This is a genomic window from Acidovorax sp. BLS4 (assembly GCF_032929295.1).
Taxonomy (GTDB): domain Bacteria; phylum Pseudomonadota; class Gammaproteobacteria; order Burkholderiales; family Burkholderiaceae_C; genus Paracidovorax.
Window position 1 is genome coordinate 951822 of the sequence record NZ_CP136797.1, and the last position, 19252, is coordinate 971073.

At 61.9% G+C, this 19252-nt stretch carries 14 protein-coding genes and 1 pseudogene; 9 read left to right on the forward strand and 6 right to left on the reverse strand.

The features are described from left to right. Position 1: 1 nt before the first annotated feature. Both adeC and R1Z03_RS04480 read left to right on the forward strand, forming a co-directional pair. Positions 2–1456 carry an AdeC/AdeK/OprM family multidrug efflux complex outer membrane factor gene (gene adeC, locus R1Z03_RS04475; RefSeq protein ID WP_317357222.1) on the forward strand — a complete coding sequence of 485 codons (1455 nt, stop codon included), beginning with the start codon at positions 2–4 and terminating at the stop codon, positions 1454–1456. A 40-nt stretch (positions 1457–1496) separates the two neighbouring features. Next, a complete protein-coding gene (locus R1Z03_RS04480) occupies positions 1497–2144 on the forward strand; it encodes a TetR family transcriptional regulator (RefSeq protein WP_317357224.1) in 648 nt (215 codons plus the stop codon). A 7-nt stretch (positions 2145–2151) separates the two neighbouring features. Here R1Z03_RS04480 and R1Z03_RS04485 read toward each other — a convergent pair whose 3' ends face one another. Next, positions 2152–3072, reverse strand: a complete 921-nt coding sequence (locus R1Z03_RS04485) for a LysR family transcriptional regulator (RefSeq protein WP_317357226.1) — start codon at positions 3070–3072, stop codon at positions 2152–2154. Positions 3073–3178: 106 nt separating this feature from the next. On the opposite strand from R1Z03_RS04485, the gene R1Z03_RS04490 reads away from it, so the two are divergent. Next, positions 3179–3985 (forward strand): SDR family oxidoreductase, encoded by an 807-nt coding sequence (locus tag R1Z03_RS04490; RefSeq protein ID WP_317357228.1) that lies wholly within the window; start codon positions 3179–3181, stop codon positions 3983–3985. Positions 3986–3993: 8 nt separating this feature from the next. On the opposite strand, the pseudogene R1Z03_RS04495 reads toward R1Z03_RS04490, so the two are convergent. Further along, positions 3994–4683: pseudogene (locus tag R1Z03_RS04495) on the reverse strand (ATP-binding protein); the annotation flags it as partial. 237 nt (positions 4684–4920) lie between these two features. Between R1Z03_RS04495 and R1Z03_RS04500 the strand changes: the two are divergent. Then, a complete protein-coding gene (locus tag R1Z03_RS04500; RefSeq protein WP_317357230.1) occupies positions 4921–5250 on the forward strand; it encodes a hypothetical protein in 330 nt (109 codons plus the stop codon). Between the two features lie 525 nt (positions 5251–5775). Here R1Z03_RS04500 and R1Z03_RS04505 read toward each other — a convergent pair. Then, positions 5776–6798, reverse strand: a complete 1023-nt coding sequence (locus tag R1Z03_RS04505) for a restriction endonuclease (protein ID WP_317357232.1) — start codon at positions 6796–6798, stop codon at positions 5776–5778. A gap of 958 nt (positions 6799–7756) precedes the next feature. Between R1Z03_RS04505 and R1Z03_RS04510 the strand changes: the two genes are divergently transcribed. Further along, on the forward strand, positions 7757–8401 hold the full coding sequence (locus tag R1Z03_RS04510) for a hypothetical protein (RefSeq protein ID WP_317357234.1): 645 nt from the start codon (positions 7757–7759) through the stop codon (positions 8399–8401). A 210-nt stretch (positions 8402–8611) separates the two neighbouring features. On the opposite strand, the gene R1Z03_RS04515 is transcribed toward R1Z03_RS04510, so the two are convergent. Beyond that, positions 8612–9133, reverse strand: coding sequence for a hypothetical protein (locus tag R1Z03_RS04515; RefSeq protein ID WP_317357236.1), 522 nt, complete (start codon positions 9131–9133; stop codon positions 8612–8614). A gap of 282 nt (positions 9134–9415) precedes the next feature. Next, positions 9416–10327 carry an AraC family transcriptional regulator gene (locus R1Z03_RS04520; RefSeq protein WP_372588266.1) on the reverse strand — a complete coding sequence of 304 codons (912 nt, stop codon included), beginning with the start codon at positions 10325–10327 and terminating at the stop codon, positions 9416–9418. 155 nt (positions 10328–10482) lie between these two features. Between R1Z03_RS04520 and R1Z03_RS04525 the strand changes: the two genes are divergently transcribed. Next, positions 10483–11733 (forward strand): MFS transporter, encoded by a 1251-nt coding sequence (locus R1Z03_RS04525; protein ID WP_317357240.1) that lies wholly within the window; start codon positions 10483–10485, stop codon positions 11731–11733. Between the two features lie 136 nt (positions 11734–11869). Here the strand turns inward: R1Z03_RS04525 and R1Z03_RS04530 are convergent, their stop codons facing one another. Then, positions 11870–13402: an FAD-dependent oxidoreductase gene (locus tag R1Z03_RS04530; RefSeq protein WP_317357242.1), complete on the reverse strand. Its 1533-nt coding sequence runs from the start codon at positions 13400–13402 to the stop codon at positions 11870–11872. 76 nt (positions 13403–13478) lie between these two features. On the opposite strand from R1Z03_RS04530, the gene R1Z03_RS04535 reads away from it, so the two are divergent. The 3 genes from R1Z03_RS04535 (at position 13479) to R1Z03_RS04545 (ending at position 18801) form a co-directional block, all read left to right on the forward strand. Continuing rightward, positions 13479–14126, forward strand: coding sequence for a TetR/AcrR family transcriptional regulator C-terminal domain-containing protein (locus tag R1Z03_RS04535; RefSeq protein WP_317357244.1), 648 nt, complete (start codon positions 13479–13481; stop codon positions 14124–14126). 1268 nt (positions 14127–15394) lie between these two features. Next, positions 15395–17020 (forward strand): hypothetical protein, encoded by a 1626-nt coding sequence (locus tag R1Z03_RS04540; protein WP_317357246.1) that lies wholly within the window; start codon positions 15395–15397, stop codon positions 17018–17020. A 32-nt stretch (positions 17021–17052) separates the two neighbouring features. Continuing rightward, a complete protein-coding gene (locus tag R1Z03_RS04545; protein ID WP_317357248.1) occupies positions 17053–18801 on the forward strand; it encodes a hypothetical protein in 1749 nt (582 codons plus the stop codon). The last annotated feature ends 451 nt before the right edge of the window (positions 18802–19252 follow it).

The following is a 19252-nucleotide window of genomic DNA, read 5'->3' on the forward strand; positions in this document are numbered from 1 at the left end:
CATGTCCCGCTTCCTCCTCGCTCCCCTGGCCCTGGCCGCGGCATCCCTGGCTGGCTGCAGCCTGATGCCGGCCTACGTGCAGCCCGCCGCGCCCGTGGCCGCCACCTTCGCCGGCGATGCCGGCACGCCCGCCGCGGTGCCGGTGGCCGACATCGGCTGGCGCGACGTGTTCACCGACCCCTCGCTGCAGCGGGTGATCGAGATGGCCATCGCCAACAACCGCGACCTGCGCGTGGCGGCGCTCAACATCGAGCGGGCGCGTGCGCAGTACCGCGTGCAGGACGCGGCGCTGTTCCCGACCGTCAACGCCAGCGGCGGCGGCAGCGGCAGCCGCACGCCGGCAGACCTGTCCGGCGCGGGCCGGCCCGTGGTGGCCCACAGCTACAGCGCCACCGTGGGCTTCAGCGCCTACGAGCTGGACCTGTTCGGCCGCGTGCGCAGCCTGAATGCGCAGGCGCTGGAGCAGTTCTTCGCCACGGCGGAAGCCCGCCGCAGCACGCACATCAGCCTGGTGTCCGAAGTGGCGTCGGCCTACCTCACGCTGGCGGCCGACCAGGACCGGCTGCGCCTGGCGCAGGACACGCTCGCCAACCAGAGCAATGCCTTTGCCCTCAACCAGCGCAGCTTCGACCTGGGCGTGTCCTCGGCCCTCACGCTGCGGCAGGCGCAGACCAGCGTGGATTCGGCCCGGGTGGATGTGGAGCGCTACACCGCCCAGGTGGCCCAGGACCGCAATGCCCTGGTGCTGCTGGTGGGCGCCGACGTGCCGCCCGAGTGGCTGCCGCAGGCCCTGCCCAGCGATGCCAGCGCGGCGTCGAACCCGCTGGCCCAGGTTCCGCCGGGGCTGCCGTCGGACCTGCTGCAGCGCCGCCCGGACATCCTGCAGGCCGAGCGCACCTTGCGGGCCGCCAACGCCAGCATCGGTGCAGCCCGCGCCGCCTTCTACCCGCGCATCAGCCTGACGGCGTCGGCCGGTACCTCCAGCGCGGACCTGTCGGGCTTGTTCAAGGGTGGCTCGGGCAGCTGGACGTTCGCGCCGCAGGTCTCGCTGCCGATCTTCGACGGCGGCGCCAACCAGGCCAATCTGGACATCGCCCGGACCGACCGCGACATCGACGTGGCCCAGTACGAGAAGGCGATCCAGACCGCGTTCCGAGAGGTGTCCGATGCGCTGGCCCAGCGCAGCACGCTGGGCCGCCAGCTGGAGGCACAGCAGTCGCTGGTGGACGCCACGGCTGACAGCTACCGCCTGTCGGATGCGCGTTTCAAGCGCGGGGTGGACAGCTACCTGACCGTGCTGGACTCGCAGCGCTCGCTCTACACCGCGCAGCAGAACCTGATCGGCACGCGGCTGTCGCGCTACACCAACCTCGTCACGCTCTACAAGACGCTCGGCGGCGGGTGGGTGGAATCGACCGGAACACCGGTGGCCGCCGTCGGCACCGCGAAACCCTGATGCCCGCCGGGCACCTGACGGGGCCTGAGCGCCTGCCACCGTGGCCAAGCACACCAAGACCGAAGCGGAGCTGACGCGGGCGCGCATCGTCAGCGCGGCGTTGCAGGCCCTCGCCCGGCATGGGGTGCAAGGCGCCGGGCTGGGCGAGGTGGCGCGGCAGGCGGGGGTGTCCCGCGGCGCGATCTACTGGCACTTCGCGGACAAGACCGCGCTGCTGCAGGAGCTGCTCGGCCGCCTGCGGTGGCCGCTGGACATCGGTGCCCGCCTCGATGCCTACCAGAGCGCGGCGCAGCCCCTGTCGCTCCTGCACCGCTGCCTGGCCCGCCAGATCGGCGAGTGCCGTGAAGACCCGGTGCAATGGCCGCTGGTGCAATGGGTGCTGCGCGAAGCCGGTGAGGCAGAGGGGTGGGAGGGCCTGCGACCGCGCGCGGCGGTGGCCCAGGCGGCGGCCGTTCGCCACCTGGAGTCCGCGCTGGCCGTGGCGGCGCGCCGGGGCCACTTGCGCGAGGGGCTGGAGCCGGCCCTGGCGGCACGCTGCCTGCATGCGGTCGGGCGCAGCGTGCTGGCCGAGCCGGTGGAGGAGACCGATCCGGCCGGGTACCGGCGGCATGTGGACGCCTGCCTTGGGTTTCTGATGGACGGCATGGCGCCGGGCAGGCCGCGCGCTGCCCTCGCCCCCAGCCCCTGACGCGGGCTCAGGCAAACGCATCGATGCGCGCTACGTGCGCCTCGATCACCTGCGCCATCCAGTCCATCACCACGCGCACGCGGCGGGGCAGGTGGCGGCGGTGGGCGTAGAGCAGGGTCAAGGCCATCGGCGGGGCCGGGTGGTCGGGCAGCACCTGCACCAGCGTGCCGCGCTCCAGGTGCGCATGCACCCCGATCAGCGGCGCCTGCACGATGCCCAGCCCCGCCAGGCAGGCGGCCTGGTACGCCTCGGCCCCGTTGACGGTGATGGGGCCGGCCATCGGCTGGCGCACGGTTTCGCCCTCGCGCAGGTACTCGAACCCGCCGGACCTCGCGCCCAGCGTGGTCACGTAGTGGATCAGGTGGTGATGCGCCAGGTCCTGCACGGATTGCGGCTGCCCGGCCCGCGCCACATAGCCCGGGCTGGCGCAATTGACCATGCGCAACTGCCCGAGCGGCCGCGCCACCAGGCCCGGCTCCGACACCGTGCCCACGCGCACCACGCAATCGAAGCCCTCGCGCACCAGGTCCACGCGGCGGTCGGTGCTGCTGATCTCGATCTCCAGGCGCGGGTGGCGCTGCAGCAGCTCGGGCAGCTGCGGCAGGACCACGCGGCGCGCGATGCCGGTGGACATGTCGATGCGCACCCGCCCCCGCAGCGCTTCGCCCCCGGGCTGCTGGAACATGGACTGCAGCTCGTCCACATCGGCCAGCAGGTCCTTGCAGCGCTCGTAGTAGGCCTGGCCGTCCTGCGTGAGTTGCACCCGCCGCGTGGTCCGGTGCAGCACCCGGGTGCCGAGCTGGCTTTCGAGCTGCTGAACCGCCACCGACGCGGCGGCTTTCGGGATGCCGAGCGCATCGGCGGCCTGGGTGAAGCTGGACAGCTCCGCCACGCGGACGAACACCAGCATGCGGTCGAGGGGGTTCATTGTCTTTATGGGGTGAACAAACTGATCAATTTTTGCCGATTTATGGGAGGGTGTCTGCTCAATAGACTGCCAAGCATTCCGTTGCCATCCCACTGAAAGGCCTGCCATGACCGCTTCTCTTCCCTCCCCATCCTCCACCGCGTCCTCGCCGGAAGCCGGAGCGCCCATCGCCTTGGTCACCGGCGGCAGCCGCGGCCTGGGCCGCAATGCCGCGCTGCACATCGCCCGGCAGGGCATCGACGTGATCCTGACCTACCGCAGCCAGGCGGCCGAAGCCGAGGCTACCGTGGCTGAGATCGAACGCCTGGGCCGGCGCGCCGTGGCCCTGCCGCTCGACGTCTCGCAGAGCGCCGGCTTCGCCGCGTTCGCCGCCCAGGTGCGCGAGGTGCTGTCGGGCCGCTGGCAACGCGAGCGCTTCGACTTCCTGGTGAACAACGCGGGCATCGGCATCCATGCCGGCTTCATGGAGACGACCGAGGCGCAGTTCGACCAGCTCGTCGACATCCATTTCAAGGGCGTGTTCTTCCTCACGCAAAAGCTGTTGCCGCTCATGAACGACGGGGGGCGCATCGTCAATGTGTCCACCGGCCTGGCCCGCTTCGCGCTGCCGGGGTTCGCCGCCTATGCGGCCATGAAGGGCGCCGTGGAGGTGCTGACCCGCTATCTGGCCAAGGAGCTGGGCCCGCGCGGCATCGCCGTGAACGTGGTCGCCCCGGGTGCCATCGAGACGGACTTCGGCGGCGGAGCGGTGCGCGACAACGCGCAGATGAACGCCTTCATCGCGTCCCAGACCGCGCTGGGCCGGGTCGGCCAGCCGGACGACATCGGCGGCGTGATCGCCTCGCTGCTGCTGCCCGGCAGCCGCTGGGTCAACGCGCAGCGCATCGAGGCGTCCGGCGGCATGTTCCTGTAAGCCTCAGGTCAAGCCGCGCCGCGGTGCAGCACCCGCCGGTACTGCACGGCCTCGGCCACGTGCGCCGGGGCGATGGCCGCGCTGCCCGCCAGGTCCGCGATCGTGCGGGCCACCTTCAGCGCGCGGTGCGTGCTGCGGGCCGACCAGGCCAGCCGGGTCGCGGCGGCCTGCAGAAAGCGAGCGGCCGCATCGTCCAGCGCCAGGTGGGTGTCGATCTGCTGGCCCTGCAGGGCCTGGTTGGGCAGGCCCTGGCGGTCGATGGCCCGTTGCCGGGCCTGCACCACGCGCTCGCGCACCGCCGCCGTGGCCTCGCCGGGCGGCGCCTGCAGCAGTTCGCCCGGGGGCAGCGTGGGCACTTCCACATGCAGATCGATGCGGTCCAGCAACGGGCCGCTGAGCTTGCCCTGGTAGCGTGCCACCTGGTCGGGCGTGCAGCGGCAGGTGCGCTGGCCGGAGCCGAGAAAGCCGCAAGGGCAGGGGTTCATCGCGGCCACCAGCTGGAAGCGGGCAGGGTATTCGGCCCGCTGTGCCGCACGGGCGATGGTGATGCGGCCGGTCTCCAGCGGCTCGCGCAGGGCTTCCAGCGCACTGCGGGCGTACTCCGGAAATTCATCGAGAAAAAGGACGCCATGGTGGGCGAGCGAGATCTCGCCGGGCCGTGGGGGTGAGCCGCCTGTAATCGTCAACGCTATTTGAGAATAGATGCAAATTTCGGGAGCTAAATGAGAGTTTGAAGCACTCACGCTCAACGGTCAGTCGCAAAGGACTCAACTCAGGGACGACGGTGCCAAGTCCAACCATGGTGCGCTCTTGACGCTTATCCGCTTGCCGTATGAGGCAGAATTCGGCCAGGAACGGACGTTCCTCGCTGTGGCTCGATTCAGCCCGAGCAGTCCCCTCTAGCAACCCATGCGACCCCTGTGGTCGTCAGAAACATGCCCGCAGAGCCATCGCCATCAACGCCTGATTCCGGTGGGTATCTCGACTGGATGTGCATCAGTCTGCGTCGCGTTTCCGACGACGACCGCGAGTGTGTCTACCAGTTCAGTAGCAATCTCTACCGTGCCGTCGGGCCGAACCGCAACGAACAGGCCGAAGCCGTCTCCGGGCGGCTGAAGCTTGTCAAGAAGACTGGGAAGTTCGATTTACTTGAGCCGATGCCCGGTGATGGCCAGCGTCGGGTCGCTGACCGTGCAGCTCAGAAGGTCTTCGCGCATTGGAAGGCCGGCGAGCTACCAGAAACCTCGATGTACGTCGCTGGGTAGTTCCTCATACGGCCGATACCAGTCGGTGGCCGTCGGAGAAAGCGGACGCTGGACGTTCGACTTAGGCAGGCGCTTCAGCGGCACTGAAAAGTGCCAATTGGAGAAGCAGGAAACCGAGCTACCTGGCTCTTTCATCTTTAACGGTGGCTGCGTTCAATTGTGCTTCGGGATCACTGTTGGTCAGCGAGACAAGGTGCCCAATTTCCGATGCCTGGTTTGCGAGAAAGACAATTGCGCCAAGTACCTTATCGCTAGGCGCGCGCAGTTCTTGAAGCAAGCATTGACCGAACTCGCGAAGCATTGGCGATGCCGAATTTTCGTACAGTTTCAAACTCCCGGTCTTTCTGATTGACACCGTATTCTCGAGGGTTCATCATTCGAATTCGTGAATAGAGTAGGGTGAATGGCAGTAACAGCGCGAAGAGAATGGTTCCAAGGATCACGCGGACTGTTGTGATCATTGATGCTTAACGTAGAGTTCAGCGGGCTGCGCGGCTGTTTGCGCAGCTCCGCTCGAACGCTGTGCTAGCCGCGTGTGCCATGAAGCACCTGACTTATCCATTTATTCAGATCATCTCGGTCGAGCTTACCCAACTGATAGCAATCCCTTTGGATTCTTTGAATGGCACCGCGTGTTAGATAGGTGCTGGTGACGATGAAAGCCTTGGATGCACCAAACTCATTTCGAGTATCCGCTAACTCCCGAACCACCGACAGTCCAACCTTGTTTCCGGGATTCTTCTTCTTCGCCTGCCAGAGTGTCTTAAATGGGCCGAGCGGCCCGTGATCCTTTACCGCGACTACGTCAACGCCACCGTCTTTGGTTCCTTGCATGAGTTCAACCGTGTAGCCATCTGCCTCTAATAGCTCGGCAATGAGTTTCTCGAATTGTCTCCAGTGCAATTCATCTAGGCTGCCAGGGCGCAAGAGCAAAGACTGAAGAACTGAGTGGCTTGGCGATAACCGAGCTACTTCTACCTGAGATTCTGGAAGCGCAATTACGTCAGATTGAAAAAAGTACTCCGCATCAACTTCGGTACCCCATCCGCCAACTTTGATTGCTTGATACGGCGTAAACAGAGCCAGTGACCGAGAACGCTTATTTGCAGCAAGCAGACGGCCAACATATTCCTCTAAGGGGGGATATGCGTCATGTGCTTCGTCAACAATGACAAGAAAGCTTGCATCCTTGCCCACCTCCAAAATGTCACGACCGAGATCGGAAGTATGCAAATTGTGGGAAGACACAGAAAGTCCAGTTGCCTTTCTAGTCTGAAGATCATCAGCAGAGGTTCCCCAGTTTAAATCGTCGTTTCCAGTCCGACGGCGCCAATATTCTGCGAGAGCGCCGTGATGGCTAATAACGAGTGCGTAATCATTTCCCTGTCGTCGTAGCACCTCACGGGCTGCGTACCGAGCAACTGTCGTTTTCCCCATTCCGTTGCTGGCAACCAAGCGTGTGCGCCGTTTGCCATCCGAGATGAACTGCTCGACAAATGATAATTGCCAATCGGCAAGCTGGATACCGGAATGATCTGAATGCGTCATGGAAGTAAGACCGGGAGACGATTGCCTGTAGCGGCTAACGTAATTTAGACTGCAAAACCTGCAGGGTAAGCTGGGCGATGCGGGTTATTCTGGACACGATTTTCTCCTGAAAGTGACTTGCAGTCTGTGTTTTTGATGGTCTTACTGTGCAGCAACTGTAATCGTCAACGTTGTTTGAGAATAAGATTAAACGAGAATTCAAGTTCTCTAGGTCCTAACAGAAGTCGCAAATGACTCAAGTCCGGAGCGATGTTGAGAGTACGGCTGTCCGTTCTTCCGTTTGGCGTAGGGAACAGAATTCGGCCAGAAGCGGACGCTGTGATGAGAATTGGACCTCGCTACCTGCACAAGCAACATCCCTTCCCCTCTGGTGATGCAGAGAGGGAGGCCCTCGTTACAGCGTTGAAGAGCGCACCGGGGCTCGTCTCAGTTTTCACCATCGAGCCTCATCGAAAGGGAGGTCACCGTGCCGAGCTTGAGGTGGACGGAGCCTCGCTTGCCGCGTTCATAGGTCATATGGACGCGCATGGGTGGCTCGACGCTCTGTAAGCGATGCGATGCCCTAGGCGCTGCGATGACCGCGTTCGGCCAAAAGCAGTCGGTAGCGGCTAGCGGAAACGAAGCTCAACGCTCGAACTAAGGCGCCCGTGGAGGCGACACCGCTTAGCCGCGAAAGTCTATTTACTCCAATGCCTGGAGCGGCCAAGCGGTGTTCACCGCAGTGGGTCGCCGCTTGGGTAGGTTCTCATTGATCTTGCAAAGATTCTCGCTACTTGCAAACGGCAATGCGAACACGCGTCACGGTGCAGCGCGATTTCCATCATAATGAAGGCAGGCGGCCGCCTCGGTTCTCGCGCTCCGAAAAAAGCCTGGTTCTACTTTTTCCGACTCTGATTCCCCCAACGTCCGACTGGACCTATCAGGGGCGTAATGCGCGTGGCCCCTGTAAGGAAAAATCATGTCGAACGAAACAACCCCCGACTACGTCCGCGAGGCGGCATTCCATCTTCGTCATGTTGCCGAGCAGCATGGCCACAAGCTTCGCTCAGCAACTGCACATGAACTGATCGCCGGATATTTCGGCTTCAAGTCCACCGGTGGCTACAAGGAGACTCATTTAATCGAGTCGCTGGTATTTATGCCTGCGCATGGTGCGCCGAAGACCATGATGATTGAGGTTCCTGTGGACGGCGTTCCCTCTCCGGACGAACAATTTCCGCATCACATTGAGCCGAATGTGCCTTCCCTTGAGCGAGCCATCGCCAAGGTTGGTAGCCGTGCTGGTCTTGATGTCAAGGATGCCTTGTGGCTCGCCCGGGGCATTCAGACGGGTTTAGCGCCAGCGTGCATGTCAACCGGTGTGAAATCCATCGACAACCTGCCGGTGTACGACACCGACGACGTGCTGATTGGCTTTGGAAGCTCCGTCGCGGTCAACCGAGGCGAGTTCAGTACATGCCACTGCTGTGGGCCCGATCGCCTGTACCCTTCGAGCGAGATGTACCCAAACGGGCTTTGCCGAGAGCATCGTGACGAGTTCACCCTGGATGCGGAGGAGGCCCAGGACCACGCAGACTTCGCGGAGTACCACCGCAACCGGTAAGGGAAGCTTCCAGAATGAGAGGCCCGCTTGACGGGCCTTTTTTCATCGCTTCATCGGGCGCCAAATCGCAGCCGAAGCCCCTATGCGGTAGGTTTTTAGCGGTCTATGGGAATGGCACCTCGATCCGTTCTCACTGAATCTACGGTTTTCACGGGCATGCATGGCTCTGGGTTTGCAAATCCAATGAGAACCTAATGCTTGAGCGAGGTTTTAGACGACCGGGCGCCGCGACTCGCCGTATGGCTTGTAGTTTTTGTCTTCGTAGAACTGGTCAGAATATCTTGATCCCGATACCTCCGGCAGCAGATCGCGGTACTTTCCCCAGTTTAAAACATGCACCCCATACAGCTCTTTTCCGAACCCCACGTTGAGTCCAGAGGAGTTTCCTGCAGGCCAGTGAGAATAGATCAGCAGTCTTTCGACAAGCGTTATGTGCTTTGTCCAAACAGAGTCTCTTGGCGTCTTGTTATATCCTGAGATGCGGCCGACGTAGAAACACACTCGCGTTGAGTCTTGATTGTGGAAGTTCCAGCCTTCCTGGGAAAGGCGTACGCCAAACGTCTGCTTGTCCGCTTTTCCTATATAGAGCAGTACATCCGATCCATAAACTGGATGCGCGCCATAAACTTGGTAGACACCGTAGTCAATAAACTCATCTTTGAGTCGCTTGGCAGCGTCGTACGAATGTGGGCCATCCCATTCGACGTGCAGATGTGTTGTGATTGGTTCCAAAATCACTCCCGAAGTGGATAGTTCTGTTCTCGGCCGCCTAAGGGGCTAGGTAAGCCGAATGCCGTAGGTGGATCTGCTTGAGCGAAGGGTTATCTTTAAATCTCGGTTCTCTTTGAGTAATGAATTATTAGGTCGTAAAGTTCATTGGCAGCCGATTTTGCTGTAATCGTCAACGCTATTTGAGAATAAAGGCAAATCTCTCGGGGGTTAAATGAAAATTTGTCCGACTGGCCCAATCTGCCATAGCCGTACTCATAAAAGTTGTAGCTAAAGTCACCCGCCTCATTGTTCCGTTGCTGTTCGAAGTCGCCGCGTCTGCCCTGGCGGATTGCCAATGACCCGCTTGAAAGCGCGGCTGAAGGCGGCCTGCGATGTGTAGCCCAGCTGCTCTGCCACCGCGTCGATCGACAGCCGGTCCTGCGTCAACCACTGGCTGGCCAGTCGCATGCGCAGGTCGGTCGCGTAGCGCAGCGGCGGCATGCCGATCGTGGCCTGGAAGCGCTCCGCGAACACGGAGCGCGAGATATGGCACTGTGCGGCCAGTTCTGCCACCGTCCAGTCGCGCCCCGGCTGCCTGTGCAGAGCAAGAATGGCGTGCGCCAGCCGTGGGTCCTGCAGCGCTGTGACTAGGCCCGCGGCGTTGTCGCAACCGCACTCCACCCAGCCGCGCACGATCATTGCCGCTGCCACCTCGGCCAGCCGCGCCAGGATGCCGGCGAAGCCGACACGCCCGGAGCAGATCTCGCCCTTCATTGAAGCGAGGATCGACGGCAGGCCGGGGTAACGCTCGCCCGTGGCATCCACCAGCATCAGCCCCGGCGTCAGCCGGCCGAGGGCCTGCATGCCTCCGAGGTCGAACTCTAGGCAGCCGTAGAAGAAGATTGCGCTGGGCAGGGGGCTGGTGCTGGGGCAGTCATCCACTTCGTAGACGCCGTCGCCGAGCGGCGGCGCGGCGAAGCTGCCGATGTCCTGCACGGACGCGTCCGGGCTCGACAGGAGCTGGTGCGCCCCGCCCTGCGGTAGCAAAACGACATTGCCGGCCGAGAGCGCGTGCAGCGTGCCGTCTTCGGTACGCAGGATGGCGGACCCGACCGCGAGGTAGTGGAAGTATGCATGCCCAGGACGGGCTGCGAAACCGATGCCGAACGTCGGACCAGTCTGCACCCGTCGGTACTGCACGCCGCGCAGGCGCATGCCCGTCAGCAGTTCGCTGATTAGGCCGGAAGAAAGTGCGAAAGGTGGCGGCACTGGATTTCAGGTGTTTGGATCAAAAATTCAAGATAACCCATCATAGATCATCCTGAAGTTCGCGCCTACAGTCGCCACTTCAATGCTTTCAAGGACGTGTGATGAATGATGCTGTTTGCGATCCCGCGCGGCTTTCCGGCCCAAAGTACGCGCCCAGCGGCGCTCCTGCCGAGCCAGCCTGGACGGCGGTGCTCTCGTTGGCAATGGGTGTTTTCGGACTGCTTACGGCGGAGTACCTTCCAGCCAGCCTGCTGACCCCAATGGCGGCCGACCTTGGTGTCTCAGAAGCCTTGGCGGGGCAGGCGGTAACCGTGACGGCCGTCGTAGCCCTGTTCGCTGGCCTGCTGGTGCCGGGTCTGACGCGGGCGCTCGACCGACGAGTCGTGCTGCTGGGCTTCTCGGCGCTGATGGTCGGTTCTAACCTGCTGGTGGCAGCTTCGTCGAGCCTCGCGGTGCTGCTGCTGATGCGGATCCTTCTAGGCATCGCGCTAGGCGGCTTCTGGAGCATGGCGGCCGCGGTAGCGATGCGCCTGGTGCCGACGGCGCTGCTGCCACGCGCCTTGTCGATCATCTTCAGCGGCATCGCGGTGGGGACCGTCGTGGCGGTGCCGCTCGGCAGCTACCTGGGAGGGCGCTACGGCTGGCGCAGCGCTTTCCTCGCGGCGGCCGCGGTCGGAATGGTGACGCTAGCCTTCCAGTGGTTCACGTTGCCGCGGCTCGCACCCACCAAGACCGCACGTCTGCGGACCGTACTGGAGGTGCTACTGCGCCCGGGCATCGGCGTGGGCATGCTGGGCTGCGTGCTGGTGCATACCGGGCACTTCGCGCTTTTCACCTATATCCGACCGTTCCTGGAAAGCACTACCGGCATCGGGCCAGATGGGCTGGCGTTGATGCTGTTGGGCTTTGGCGTGGCGAACTTCGCTGGCACTTTGCTGGCCGGCTGGATGCTGCACCGCAGTGTGCGGGTTACGCTCGTACTGATGCCTGCGCTGGTCGGCGTGGCTGCGCTGGCCCTGGTGGGACTGCCCGCTACGGTGGCCGGGCAGGCGTTGCTGTTAGCGCTTTGGGGCTTGGCCTTCGGCGCTGTGCCTGTGGCGTGGTCGAACTGGGTTGCTCAGGCCGTCCCGGATCAAGCGGAAAGCGCCGGGGGCATGGTGGTGGCGTCGGTACAGTCGGCAATTGCCGCCGGTGCAGCGGCGGGGGGCGCGATGTTCAGCGTCAGCGGCATCGCGGGGGTGTTCGTCGCGGCTGGTATCTTGATGCTGCTCGCGGCGCTCCTGATCGCGCTGCGGGTCAGAGTCAATCCGGCAGGCCAAGAAAGGCGGAACGCCCAGAATTTACATGCTTAAGTTCGAGCCCGCGTTGACTCTTCCCAGCCGACACCGGTCGGCCCGTCCCTGGTCTGCTCGAGAACACAAGGCAAGTACAGGTTGTTGCGGCGATAGGTGCCGCTGATGAACTCCCCATAGACTACTGGCCGATGAGTCATGCCGTATGCAGTGCATCCAGATTCGGCTTGACCGTGGTTGTCACGCGTACCTCCTGATGTGCGACGGCGTGATCCACATAGCCGTCTGGACGTATGAGCAAGGCATGCACGCCTGCCAGTGTTGCCTGGCGATCCGCGGGAACAGCTTTGACCGTAGCGACCCATCGCGCGTCAAGCTGAGGCGTGTAGTTGCCATCCTTGCCTTCCTCGGAGTTCGTGAGTTGTAGCAGCAGCCAAAGGCCACTGCGCAGAAAACTGAACAGCGAGGCTCGGCCACCCTCATCCAGTTGCAACTGCCAGTCAGACAGCCGCCGCCCCGTCCAGTCGGGCAGCAGCGCCCATCCCTGCGGAACAGCGGCGAGCGGGGCAGGGTATCGAACTCCGTAGCCGGACAAATCATGCGCGAGCGCTGCATTGAGTGCGGGGATTTTCATCAGCTCGCTGAACATCTCCCGCAGCGCCTGTCCTGGGGCATCGAACGAATTCATCATGAGCGCGCTCTGCGCCAAGGTGTTCTGGTACAACGCGGCACCCACTGCATGACGCTCCTGGTGGTAGCTTTCGAGCAGCGACTCGGGCGCGCGGCCGTTCACCACGCCCGCCAGCTTCCAGCCCAGGTTCATCGCGTCCTGCATGCCCACGTTCATGCCTTGGCCGCCAGCGGGAAGGTGGATGTGTGCAGCATCACCAACCAGCAGCATGCGATCTTTACGGTAGGCACTCGCCAAACGGGTTTCGTTCGAGAAGCGCGACAGCCACTCCGGCGCATGTAGACCGAAGTCCTGTCCCGCCACTCGGCGGGTTGAATCAGACAACTCTTCGAGCGTGACGGGCCTGGTCAAAGGCACGTCCATCCGGTCGGCATCAATGACGATAACCCGGTACAAGCCGCCACCCAGAGGAACCACCATCAAGCCGCCCACCATGTTGCCCACGCTGAGTCCCGGCGTAGACGGTGGCGCGCTCAGACGAACGTCGCCCAGCATTACTGTCTTCTTGGCGGGCAGGCCGTCGTACGCGATGCCAGCGTGCTGGCGAACCAGACTGCGCGCGCCGTCTGCACCGACCACGTAGCTGCCAGAAATATCGAAAGGCGTGCCGCTTTGTTGCCCCAACACGGAGACGCCATCGGCCACTTCGGCGATGCGCTCCACAGTGGCATTTCTGCGCACGTCAACGCCCAGTTCATGTGCCCATGCCTCTAGCAGTTGCTCGGTCACGCTCTGTGGGATGAAAAGGGTGAAGGGGAAGGCCGTGTCGATGACCGAAAAGTCGAGGCGGGTGCCGAGACCTGCAAAGTGCCCGGTTGGAATTTTCATGCCGGCCGCTAGAAAGCGGTCGGCCACGCCGCGCTGGGCCAGCATCTCCACCGTCCTACCGTGCATGGTCAAAGCGCGCGACTGCGCCACCGGCTTGGCACGGCGCTCCAGTACGGTGACGCGCAGGCCTGCCAGCCGCAACTCGCATGCCAGAGTCAAGCCCACAGGGCCTGCGCCCACCACGATCACATCCACATTGTCATTTTTCATTCACATTCCAATCTAACGGTGTTAGTCATGAGCTTTATGCTAATCTAACGCCGTTAGTCTGTCAAATGGGAAATGCATGAAAATTCAACGTGAAGCAGTAATTGCCACTGCTTTGAGCCTGCTGGACGAGGTAGGCATAGAGGGTCTGACGATGCGCCGTCTTGCCCAGGAACTGGAAATCAAAGCGGCGTCGCTGTATTGGCACTTCACCAATAAGCAGGCCTTGATGGATGGCATAGCGGACGCTTTGATGGAAGGGGTTGCACACAAGCATCTGGCCGAACCCTCCACTTCGACTACATGGTGCATTGCGGTCAGCATGACCGCGCATGAGATCCGCCGCGCGCTGCTCAAGCGACGTGACGGTGCGCGCGTATACGCAGGCACCTATGTCACCACCGGCAACACCCTCCGCGTTGCCGAGGCCTTGATAGGCCCTTTGCGCGAGGCTGGGGCCTCCACTCGCTTGGCGTCTTGGGGGGCCTTCAGCATCCTGTACTACGTGATGGGTTTCGTGATGGAAGAGCAACCGCTGGTTCGTCCGGACGCAGAGCCCTTGAACATCGAGAGTCATCGAGGTTCGTTCGAGGCGCTGGCGGCCCACAGCTATCCCCATGCCTTAGCGGCTATGGGTGATTTGTTTAACCCGGATTTTGATGCGCGATTTGACCTAGGCCTCGATCTGCTCATTACCGGACTTCGCGTGAGGATCGCAGGAGGTTGAGTTGTCACGACTGGTCGCAGCGGATCTGCAGCGAGCGCTGTCGTGGATTAGGAATTCTAGAACGCCCTAGCCTTCATCTTTGTGTTGGCTGCCAAGCCGTTTGCGAGCAGGGGCGGACAAGATGCATGAAGCACTCAATCATCAACGAGCCGCCCGAACCCGCGTGGTTAAGCGCTTAGCTGTGATCGAAATGGGGCTTTACCGTCGTTTTACCGTGAGAAGCGCACGTCTTTTGCTGGCACGAGAGATGGAGCGATTTGCGGAGAAACGACTCTGGAGACACCATCATCAATCGGGTGTAAGGATCACATGCAAGACTTGCGGGCACATTTTCGACGGCAGCGCATGGGAGTGCCCTAAGTGCGGCGCCCCTGCTCCTCCTTATGTCGATAACGGACGTTTGTCAGACTCGGCGCCCATCACATCATGCGGCCGAGAGCCTGGCATCAGTCTGATGCCTATCCCCGGAAGTTAATCCAGCACTTTTACAGTTGAGTCGCAGGCGCTGAGGCCGGTCGACTCGGCTCCGGCAATTCATCGACATTTCAAGCCTAGTTTATGGCCACCGTAGTGGACTACACGCAACTCCAACGAGATGGTCGACTGATGCAACCAGACAGGCCGTCTCTGGTTTCGACCATGGATTGACGTGACTTCCCTGAAAACCTGTCGAAGCTCGGGCTTAAATAGCAGCAAGTCCCCCCAGCGCTCGTGAAGCAACGTCGGCAGGGCGCCGAAACGGGAGTGAATTTAATGAAATGAATAAATTCCAATTTCGGCCAATGTCAGCTTTAGACAAGCGGGAGCGTCGCATTTGGGCCCAGATGCGAAATTCGCATGCTCGATCTCGACGCCCAAACCGGACTTTCGAAACGGAGGGAATTTGGGAATTTAACGGTTGGCGCCAACCCCTTTTGTGCGCGCGCTGGCGACACTCTGCATCGAAAAGGACGCTGCGTTCCAAGCGGCGGCAGGCCCCTTAGGCTCAGGTTCGCATGCGCATGACGTGAGCTGTCCTGCCGAGATCGAGCAGACGCATTTCCGGGCCTGCCCAGTCGACCCCAAAAAACCACCACTGTGACACTATTGGCGGAGTAGGCCACTCAACCACCCCGCCAGACCCCATTTTCCGATGGACTCTCGCTGGTATTCGAGTCTTACGGTTGGCCACGTATATACGTGTTATAAATAGCGCAGTGTGACATCGATGGCGCTCGCATCCCATGGCTGACTCGCTTACTCGCCTGCTCCAGACCATCCGACCATGCTTGAGCACGGAGCTTGTCGCCGCTTTGGTCAAGGACGGTGTGGCGCCAGCGACGGCCCGGCAGCGCGTTTCGCGCTCAACGGAGATCAAGAAGCTCGCCCACCTTGTGTTCCCTCGAGGGGCGCGCTTCGTCTACCTGCAGAGCGACTACGCCTCGCCAGAGTTCTGGCACGAGCTCGTCAAGCGCCTTCTACAGCACAGCGCGTCATACGGCGGCGGTCTTGCCGCTCTCATGGCACGCGGCGGCGTCATGCCGGTCAGGCACTTCCTTATTGCGTGTGGCGCCCCCATGGCCCAGAAGGGCCACATCCCAGCCCAAGGCGTCCTTGACCGCCTCAAGAGTGCGCAATTGGTGAAGTGCTTCGACGCCACGGGGATTGGTGAATGCATCGAGCTTGCTCAGACTGTCGAGGCAACGCCGTGGGAGCTCAACCGTCTGCGCGCACGCCTGAACACAGAAGCTGTGCTACTCAGCGCCGTCAAGGACTGGGCTCGGAACCTGGCACTCGTGAGCTACAACACCGTGGCACTCCGTGACACGGACGATGGTCAGCCGCGGGTGGGCACCTTCAACTGGGATCTGACCGGAGCCTCCTACCTTGGCCCGCTCACGCAGTGGGACAAGGCCGCCAACAAGAAAAAGCCCGGTTATCTCGTCTGCGACGTATTGCTCGGGATCAACGTCGCCGCACACGAGCTCCAGCCGTTCATCAATAAATGCACCTCGCTGCGGGCGCTTGCGAAGGTGGGCCGCTGCATGCAGATCTTTGTAGCGGATGGCTACACGCCGGAGGCCTTCGCGCTTGCGAGGGAGAACGGTGTCGTTCCGGCGACCACGACGAGCCTGTTTGGGCTCGAGGTCGCCAAGGCTCTTCGAGAGCTGACCGACATCCTCAAGGACGCATACCTACGCACGGACTCGTTCGATAGGGTCGCGGCTATCTTCGACAAGCTCAGCCACATCGAGGGCGCTGCCACCAACCTGCGAGGCGCTCTATTCGAGTACATCGTCGCCGATCTAGTACGTCAGCGTGACCCGCACACGTCAATCGAACTCAACGAGATTCTCAAAGATGAAGCCGGCGGCCAGGCCGAGGTCGACGTTCTGGTCTATCACGCCAACCAGTCCGTCCGATTCATCGAGTGCAAGGGCTACAAGCCCGGCGGCACCGTCCCTGACGAAATGGTCGAGGTCTGGCTAAAAGAGCGCATCCCAGTGATGCGACGTTCACCTCAGGCCACTTGGCAGTGGCGCGAGTGCCGGCAAGTCTTCGAGTACTGGACCAGCGGCGTACTGTCGGAGCGGGCCCGCGGGCTAATCGCGGACGAAGCGGCGCGCGTGAGGCGCTACGACTTTCGGGTTGTCGAAAGTGACGAACTGGGGCGCTTGGTTGCTGGCACTAACAGTACCGCCCTCAAGAAGACGTTCCGCCAGCATTTCCAGGCACACCCCCTGAGTGAGATCGAACGCGTCGCCAAGCGGCCACCTCGGCGTCTGGCCATTCCACCCTCGTCCCAACTCTCGACTCGCAACCCGTCGGATTTCGAAATCACGACGCCATTGCTCGGCACACCGACGGCAGACGATGACGCGCCCGATGACGTCGTCGAAAACTCCAATTCCTAGTCGAGGACGCCGACCATTTAGCGACATCTCGAATGCCAATCAACTATCTCGCCGAATTTCCGATCCCCTCGCGGCTACTTCCGGCCAAGCTTCGGGCCCTTCTACATCCAATCGGCTTCGACCCAGATCAACCCGTCGAGGTGGCATCGTGGTTCGAGGAAGAAACTCCGAAGCTTGCTCTGGAATGCGTGCACATGCTCACCGCCGTGGTGCCGGAGGATAAGGCCGAAGGGCTCAGCGTGCTGAATGAAGCTGGCGAAGGTCTTGTGGCCAGCTCCGTACCTCTCGTAGGTGCCAAGGGTTCCTCGAACAAGTTCGACCCTTCTGTTTCAAGCTACGACTACATTGTGGCCGCCTGGGGCGACGGCTCCAGGTTCAGTTTCAACTTGGCCGAAAAGGTCTGGATGGCGCTCGGCCTCAGCGCTCGGTGCGTGGGCAACGAACAGCAGCGCCTTGTCTACGACGATCTCAGCCTGCCGGTTTTCGAAGTCGCGCAGGGTGAGATCTCTGCCCAGTACCACTTCGAGTCATCGAGAAACGTCAACTGGAGCATGCGCAACGAGTACCTCAGAAGGTACCTCTGGATGCGCGGTGCTGTAGGCGCGCGCGCGTTCTACTATCAGGCGAGCCTTGCCGACAGCCCCGAGCTGCGCGAGCTCATGAACGGCCAGGACCACTTCCTCGCGGAGCCTGAAGTCGGTTGGTATCAGATTGATCTGCGTGAAAACGAGGGGCGTCTCCTCCTCCAGGTCTGGGCGACAGTTGTCGCCCTAAGCTGTGAGCAAACTCCCGAGCGAGGGGCTGACGGGCTCGCCTGGCCCGGAATCGATAATCCGGTGACGCATGCTTGGGCGAACGCTCAGCTGCATGGAAGCATCGTCTACCTGGACGACCGGTTTCTTGAGAGATACGAGCAGAACGAGTACTTCGACTCCATGCCGGGTCGGCGAGGCTCGTGCAACCCGTCCTACGGTGGCCAGTGGGAATTCTCTGGGTGCGAGCGCATCGGACGAAACCTGATTCGAGTTCCCATCCGCGAGCTCTACAAACCTAAGCCCGACCGGGAAATCCTGCACGCTCACCGGCATGCAGTGGCACCTTGGCGAGTCGAGGCAGTGGACCACGCAGAGGAGCACATCGCGTCCAAGACTGCGCGGCTCGTCGAGCAATTGCTTGACCTCGCCGACAACCTCGTACAACTCGGAGCGACGGTCGGGGTGTCGGCGAATGTCGACGATGTGCTGAAGTTCTCTCGCGGCGAGATCACGGCCAACTGGTGGCATCGATATCCCCAGCTGAGCCGCCTCGCGCAAGTCGCCCCATTGGAGATGTCGCAGCAAGCCTTTCTGAGCAGGTGCAAGGTTCTGCACGAGACCTGGCAAAGCATCTCCGCCGCGCATCTGAAGCGCCTGCTGAAAGCAGCCGGTTGCCCTGCGAAGGAGGTAGACGGCCTGGCAAGCGCCAAGCTTCTTCAGGGAGTGCTCAATCTCCTCGATGGCCTCGAGGGCGAGCAAAAGGTTGTCACCGCCCTTCGGAGCGCCGAGGAGTCCACGGGATGGAAACACAAGAACGAGCGGCTAGCGCCGCTATTTCTGAACAACGATCTGCGCATCGCCGACGCGCACGAGCTCGGTGGAAACGTCGGTCCGCTGCAAGCCATGGGGTTCGACACGGGTAGCCTCGGGCAAGGTTACGGAAAGGCGCTTGACTTCGTGTTCGACTCCGTTATCCGCGCGTTCGAGGAACTCAACACGACGCTGAGAGGCGCATTGGACCGCTAGCCCCAACATCGTCCTCCTATCTTCTTGATTTTCGGATGTGGGCGTGGAATACGAACCCGTGTCGGGTTCCATCTCAAAAATTCGTTTTAACCAGTGCCGGCTCCCGCAAGCCAGCCCCACACACGCCCACTCCGTGCGGGCACCACAACCAAAATGTCCATTTGGAAATCATCAGACCAGTGGGAAGAGCTCACGCGGAGCTTCAGTCTCCTGCGTGGATTTCCGACTCGCTCCCACGAACAGACGTTTCACTTCAGCTCTCCAGAGAACCGGGCCCCAGTGAACATGCCACAACATGTGCAGGTAGAGATCGACGACTGGTTCGAAGCCCACTTCGGTGTCCGATTCCGCCAGCGATCGATCTTTTCGACCGGATCGCTCGAAGTAGCTCGCAGCTATGCTCGAGACACTGGAGAAGTCCGAGTACTGCGTCCAACAGCCGACTATTGCT

Coding starts and splice junctions, on each gene's coding strand:
- R1Z03_RS04500 (WP_317357230.1), top strand. CDS start 4,921: ATGCCCGCAGAGCCATCGCCATCAACGCCTGATTCCGGTGGGTATCTC.
- R1Z03_RS04545 (WP_317357248.1), top strand. CDS start 17,053: ATGCCAATCAACTATCTCGCCGAATTTCCGATCCCCTCGCGGCTACTT.
- R1Z03_RS04490 (WP_317357228.1), top strand. CDS start 3,179: ATGACCGCTTCTCTTCCCTCCCCATCCTCCACCGCGTCCTCGCCGGAA.
- R1Z03_RS04535 (WP_317357244.1), top strand. CDS start 13,479: ATGAAAATTCAACGTGAAGCAGTAATTGCCACTGCTTTGAGCCTGCTG.
- R1Z03_RS04525 (WP_317357240.1), top strand. CDS start 10,483: ATGAATGATGCTGTTTGCGATCCCGCGCGGCTTTCCGGCCCAAAGTAC.
- R1Z03_RS04485 (WP_317357226.1), bottom strand. CDS start 3,072: ATGAACCCCCTCGACCGCATGCTGGTGTTCGTCCGCGTGGCGGAGCTG.
- R1Z03_RS04530 (WP_317357242.1), bottom strand. CDS start 13,402: ATGAAAAATGACAATGTGGATGTGATCGTGGTGGGCGCAGGCCCTGTG.
- R1Z03_RS04510 (WP_317357234.1), top strand. CDS start 7,757: ATGTCGAACGAAACAACCCCCGACTACGTCCGCGAGGCGGCATTCCAT.
- R1Z03_RS04520 (WP_372588266.1), bottom strand. CDS start 10,327: ATGCGCCTGCGCGGCGTGCAGTACCGACGGGTGCAGACTGGTCCGACG.
- R1Z03_RS04505 (WP_317357232.1), bottom strand. CDS start 6,798: ATGACGCATTCAGATCATTCCGGTATCCAGCTTGCCGATTGGCAATTA.
- adeC (WP_317357222.1), top strand. CDS start 2: ATGTCCCGCTTCCTCCTCGCTCCCCTGGCCCTGGCCGCGGCATCCCTG.